The sequence below is a fragment of the Flavobacterium sp. XS2P24 genome, from assembly GCF_030010285.1.
Classification (GTDB): Bacteria; Bacteroidota; Bacteroidia; order Flavobacteriales; family Flavobacteriaceae; genus Flavobacterium; species Flavobacterium algoritolerans.
The window spans coordinates 1-6,259 of record NZ_JASCRU010000049.1 but is presented as its reverse complement, the minus strand read 5'-3'; the positions used below and the strand labels follow the sequence as shown (position 1 = coordinate 6,259).

At 35.8% G+C, this 6,259-nt stretch carries 5 protein-coding genes; 4 read left to right on the top strand and 1 reads right to left on the bottom strand.

Annotated elements, in window-relative coordinates:
* Window positions 1-235 precede the first annotated feature (235 nt).
* Complete coding sequence (locus tag QLS31_RS15890) at window positions 236-1,684, top strand: glyceraldehyde-3-phosphate dehydrogenase (protein WP_121342684.1); 1,449 nt, start codon at window positions 236-238, stop codon at window positions 1,682-1,684.
* A 281-nt stretch (window positions 1,685-1,965) separates the two neighbouring features.
* On the opposite strand, the gene QLS31_RS15885 is transcribed toward QLS31_RS15890, so the two are convergent.
* Window positions 1,966-3,372 (bottom strand): amino acid permease, encoded by a 1,407-nt coding sequence (locus QLS31_RS15885; protein ID WP_121342685.1) that lies wholly within the window; start codon window positions 3,370-3,372, stop codon window positions 1,966-1,968.
* 496 nt (window positions 3,373-3,868) lie between these two features.
* Here QLS31_RS15885 and QLS31_RS15880 point away from each other — a divergent pair, with 496 nt between their 5' ends.
* From QLS31_RS15880 to QLS31_RS15870, 3 genes are all read left to right on the top strand, one after another.
* Window positions 3,869-4,561: a DUF4145 domain-containing protein gene (locus QLS31_RS15880; protein ID WP_282744656.1), complete on the top strand. Its 693-nt coding sequence runs from the start codon at window positions 3,869-3,871 to the stop codon at window positions 4,559-4,561.
* Window positions 4,562-4,721: 160 nt separating this feature from the next.
* Window positions 4,722-5,054 (top strand): hypothetical protein, encoded by a 333-nt coding sequence (locus tag QLS31_RS15875; protein ID WP_282744655.1) that lies wholly within the window; start codon window positions 4,722-4,724, stop codon window positions 5,052-5,054.
* Between the two features lie 166 nt (window positions 5,055-5,220).
* Window positions 5,221-6,081 (top strand): NAD(P)-dependent oxidoreductase, encoded by an 861-nt coding sequence (locus QLS31_RS15870; protein ID WP_282744654.1) that lies wholly within the window; start codon window positions 5,221-5,223, stop codon window positions 6,079-6,081.
* Window positions 6,082-6,259 lie beyond the last annotated feature (178 nt).

Below are 6,259 nucleotides of genomic sequence, written 5' to 3'. Positions count from 1 at the left end.
GAAATGTTGTTTTAAAACTAATTCTACACATTCTAACTTAAATGCATAATCATACTTTACTTTTTTTTCCATAAAAATGCCCCAAATAGTGTCTAACTTTTTGGGGCATGTTCAAAACAAGGTGGCTTTTTTATTTTATAAATAATTCATAAAATGCGTTACGAAATCGATTGAAATGGGTACTTTTGCGCAAATTTTAAAAAATACAATCACTTATTTTCATTAAATTTTCAACATGGCAACCACAACTTTATACGAAAAAGAAGTTACTTTTCAAGCCGACAGGCGACGTGCAGGAGTAAAACTAATTAAAATCATCAGCGATTTATGGTATGATAAATCCATAGAAATGGTTTTATTCCGAAATCAATTAATTGACAGAAATGTCAGTGACATTATCAACCTGCATGAATATGCTGCCGAATTTGTAGGCAAGCCCATTTCAGTATTTGACTCGGTTAAAATTGCAAAAGCTATTTTAGAATTGAATTTACCACCTGCAAAATTGGACATTGGTAAACTGACGTATGAATATGGTTTAGAAGAAGATAAATATCCGGATGCCAAGTATTTTGTAATTGACAAACTTAAAAACGCAAAAGACTCTGAAGAAATTCAGCCGAAAGATGTTGTGCTATATGGTTTTGGCCGAATTGGTCGATTATTAGCCCGAGAATTAATGTCTAAAACCGGAAAAGGAAGTCAAATGCGATTGCGCGCTATCGTGACACGCGATAAAAATGATGCTAATTCTCTTGAAAAAAGAGCTTCCTTATTGCGATATGATTCCATTCACGGCGATTTTCAAGGATCAGTAACTGCTGATACTGAAAATAATGCTTTGATTATCAACGGGACAACTGTTCACGTTATTACTGCAAACGGACCTGAAGAAATTGATTACACCCTTTTTGGAATCGACAATGCATTGGTGATTGACAACACAGGCGCTTTTACAACCCACGAAGCATTAAGCCGACATTTGGTTTCCAAAGGTGTAGATAAAGTATTGCTTACCGCTCCCGGAAAAGGAGTTCCAAATATTGTTCATGGCGTAAACCATAACGAATACAATCCTGACGAAATCAATATTTTTTCGGCTGCGTCGTGTACTACCAATGCGATTACACCAATATTAAAAGCTGTTGAAGATACTTTAGGAGTTGTCAAAGGACATTTAGAAACCATCCATGCCTACACAAACGACCAGAATCTTGTGGATAATATGCACAAAAAATACCGTCGTGGTAGAGCAGCAGCCTTAAATATGGTAATTACCGAAACGGGCGCCGGAAGTGCTGTTGCAAAAGCATTGCCAAGCCTTGCCGGAAAATTAACCTCAAATGCGATTCGGGTACCGGTTCCTAACGGTTCATTGGTAGTCTTGAATCTTGAAGTGTCCAGAGAAACATCGCTGTTAGAAATCAATGCCATTATGAAAAAATATGCGTTGGAAGGCGAACTGGTAGAGCAAATCAAATATTCTTTGAATAACGAATTGGTTTCTTCGGATATCGTGGGAACATCGGCTCCTGCCATTTATGACAGTAACGCCACAATCGTTTCAACCGATGGTAAAAATATCGTGTTATACATTTGGTACGATAACGAATACGGATACAGCCACCAGGTAATCCGATTAGCAAAATACATTGCCAAAGTAAGACGTTTTACGTATTACTAGCCTATAGATTACAGGTTGATGGTTGCAGATTGTAATTTTTAGTTTTTTAGTTTTTAGATTTAGATTGAAGAAAGCAGCAACCCAGCCTGAATTAAATAGAAAATCCGTCGCGTTATCAAAACGAGACGGATTTTTTTATTTAAGCTTTTTTGTTATTCTACCGAATTTAGCCACAGATGACGCGGATTAAGCGGATTTTCATTGATTTCCAAAAAGTTATATTTAAAAATTCGATTTAACATCCACAAATTAATAATTCATAACTCATAATTAAAAAAAAACTATTCCTTAGCTTTAGTCAAATAATACACTGGAATACCTATTAGCATAATCAAAACTCCCCAACCACTTGTACTCGTTTTAGTATACAACAAAGCAATACAAATAGCCGTGGCGATAATTAGGTACAATCCTGGCAAAAATGGATATCCAAAAGCTTTATAGGGCCTTTCGGCATTTGGCATTTTCTTGCGCAGAATAAATATTCCCAAGATAGTAAGGATGTAAAATATCAAAACGATGATGACCACAAAATCTAATAAATCACCATATTTCCCTGTGAGACACAACGCCGATGCCCAGATACACTGCGCCCAAATAGACCAAGCCGGAACACTGGCATGATTCAATTCAGCGGCTTTCTTGAAGAAAACACCGTCTTGCGCCATTGTATAATACACTCTGGCTCCCGCCATAATCAATCCGTTGTTGCAAGCAAAAGTCGAAATCATAATCATCACAGCGATAATTAATGTTCCCACTGAACCAAAAATACTTTGCGAAGCCACAACAGCCACACGATCAGATTCTGCTGTAGCAATTTCATACAAAGGCACTACTGCTAAGTACATAATATTTGCCAAAATATAAATCACACTCACGATTAAGGTTCCTAAGAACAAACTCAATCCCACGTTACGTTTTGGATTTTTTATTTCTCCGGCGATAAAAGTTACTCCTTCCCAAGCCACACTGGAGAACATCGAACCTACTAAGGCAGCCGAAATTCCAGATATCAAAGCCGTTCCGCTGATAGGCAACCAAGAACCCGTTTCCACATTTAGTGTTTGTGACGTCCAAGCGTTGGTCCAGTTTGCATCCCAAACTTCTGCTTTGGCAGCCATAAAACCAAAAATAATCAAACCTGCCAATGATAAAATTTTGATAACCGTCAAAACCGTTTGTAAAATCTTCGAGTTTTTCACCCCGCGACTGTTCACATAACTCAACAAAATAATAGTAAAAATAGAAACAATCTGAGCCGCATTGAGTTTGAAATCCCCAATCTCGTATAAAATATTCTTATCACTTAAAGGCGCATATAAATAGGCGGCAAATTTAGCAAAAGCCACACCCACGGCAGCAATGGTACCAGTTTGAATCACGGCAAAAAAGCTCCAACCGTATAAAAAACCCACCAGTTTCCCGTACGCTTCCTTGATGTACACATATTGACCACCCGCTTTAGGAAACATCGCGCTCAACTCGCCATAACTCACGGCGGCAATCACCGTAATAGCACCCGTAAGCACCCACATAGCAATCAACCAACCGGCAGATCCCAACTGGCGAACCATATCGGAGCTTACAATAAATATCCCGGAACCTATCATAGAACCCACCACAAGCATGGTTCCGTCGAGTAATCCTAATTCTCTTTTAAAATCGTCTGGTTTTTGGTCTTCCATATTTTTTGGTTTTGGGGTTTTGGTTTTAGTTGGCTAAAGATATACTTTTTTTGGAAATTTCATAAATTGAAGGAGAAAAGTGAGAAATTCAAAATAAAGAGTAAAGAGACAAGAGCAAAGAGTGAGAATTAACTAACCGATTATTCCTTTGGGCGTGACCCTACAGTAGCTTTGTCGTTCCTCCTCGCTAATTTGGGTCGGGCGGTACGCTGTATTTTTATTTTCTTAAAGAAAGAAAATAAAGGATGCCGCTTCCCTCCCTCACGCAAACCGCAATATCTATAACGTTTATTCTTTTCAATAAAATTTGTAAGAAAAATTTAATATATTTGAAAGAATATATAACGAAAGAAAGTTTCGCCAAGCCACCAAAATTTGGTACACTTTCCGAATAAAAAACAACAAATTCATGTCTATCAAAAGAACCATTTGGAAAAATCAATTTAAAAGGAACGAAATTCCTGAATGGAATTGTCCTACTTGTAAAAAAGGAATTTTGAAAGGCAATGAAAAAAAATTTTCAATTAAAGAAGATAGTTCAACCATTAAACATCGTGGAAGTGAGGATTGGGAAGAATTTTGGAGAAATGGGATTTTTTGTGGAACTTTAAAATGCAATAATTCGAGTTGTGATGAAAATGTTGCAATAATTGGCGAAATGTGTGTTATCGAAGAATCATATTATTTTGAAGAAATAGATGACATGATTGAATCTTATTCAGAACTGTTAAAACCTAAACTTTTCATTCCATCTTTAGAGATTTTTACTTTACATGAATTTATTCCAAAAAATATCAAAACTCAAATAAAAGAAGCTTTTTCGTTATTTTTCGTTGACAATTCATCTTGTGCAAATAAAATTAGAGTAGTAGTAGAATTAATAATGGACGAATTTAAAATTCAAAAAGTTACAATTGGAAATGATAGAAAAAGAAGAAAAATACAATTACACCACAGAATTGAAAAATTCAAAATAAAATATCCAACAGAAGGAGAATTTTTAATGGCTATAAAATGGATCGGTAATGCAGGAAGCCACTATTTAGAATCATTAACAAAAGACGATACATTAGATGGATTTGAAATGTTAGAACATGTAATTTATAAACTTTATGAAATTGAGACTAAAAAATTAAACATCTTAAAGAAGAAAATAAATCAACGAAAAGGAATAATCAGAAAACGATAAAAAAGGCTTCTGCTAATCGCAATTATACCATACTAGTTTTATAAGCTTAATTTTAAGTTGGTTTTGTGGTTGCAAATTTCAGTTTTAAACCGAAAGTTGATGCTTACTAATCTTCAACCTCGCCGAGTGGCAAAACGTTATAAAAAAACTCAAACCAAAAATGAAATACGCTGAATTTAACATTGACTCGAACAAAATAGAATTCTGGAACTCTATTTTTGGAATTGAAAGCGTTTTACTAAATGGAAAAAGAATTTCTAAAAAGTTTTCTTTTTCTGGAATTACTCATGAAATAAAACTACACGCCAGAGATTTAATATTAGAATCCAAATACAAACAATTCGACAAAAAAGAAATCAAACTTGAATTGAAAGAAAATGGCGTAGTACTCAAGGAACAAGTTGTAAAAATACACAAGAAACAACGATTTTTTTGGATGTTAATTGGAGTAGCCACAGGAATTGTACTCTTTAAACTTCTAAATTTACTTTAGGAATACCTGAATTTATAAAACCCGTTCGCTTGGATGTTTATAATCCGTTCGACTCGCAATTTTATGCTTCTTTCCCATAAATAAAACGTACTTTAGTGTCGTTTTCCTGATGTTAGTATAGCTTTTAACACCAAAACAGGAAACGTATCATTTAGCACTAAAAATCATGAATACATTAAAATTAGGATGGACAGGCCTTGGCAACATGGGAAACCCAATGGTCATGAACCTACTCAAAGCGGGTTTTGAAGTATCCGTTTTCAATCGCACCAAAGATAAAGAAGCGCCATTACTGGCTGCAGGAGCAAAATCAGCAAGCAGTTTACAAGAACTAATGGAAACTTGCGACGTAGTTTTGACCATGTTATCCAATGACGCAGCTGTCAAAGAAGTTTTTGAAGGACCAACGGGTTTATTGTCTAAAACCAATCCTGGCAAAACCATCATCAATATGAGTACAGTTGCTCCGGAAACTTCCCGTTATTTAAACACGATTTGCAACCAACATCACGTACACTTTATAGATGCTCCCGTTTCTGGAAGTGTAAAACCGGCACAAGACGGAACTTTGGTCATTCTCGTGGGCGCTTCGAGTGAAGACTACGAAGTAGCCAAACCGATATTTGATGTTTTGGGTAAAATTGCGATTCACGTAGGTGAACCTGGCGTGGCTAGTTCAGCTAAATTAGCCATCAATTACTTATTAGGATTGAATCTTCAAGGAATAGCTGAAACAGTTTTATTTGCTGAGAAAAACGGCGTGAGCAAAGAAGATATGCTCAACATCATCAATCAAGGCGCTTGTGGCAACGGAATTACGAATATCAAAACGCCTTCCATTCTGAATGATTCTTATCCGGCAGCATTTGCTTTGAAACATCTCGTTAAAGATTTGAGGCTGGCCAAAGAAGCCGGACTCGATTCCCCGTTGATTCATCCGTTGTATGATAGTTATGCCGCAGCAGAACAAGAAGGATTAGGCGATCAAGATGTTATGGCGATTATCAGCAGTTTAAAGAGCAAGTAATATTTGGATATTATTTTGGGAATAAAACCCTTACCAACAAATAAGTTACCCAAAAACATAAAAAAGAGGCTGTCTGAAAAAGGACAGCCTCTTTTGTTTAAATTCAATTTTGATTTATTACTGGTTTATTGAATATTTGAAATCTATCATTAAAAACAGCTCTAAGAGGTTATTCAAT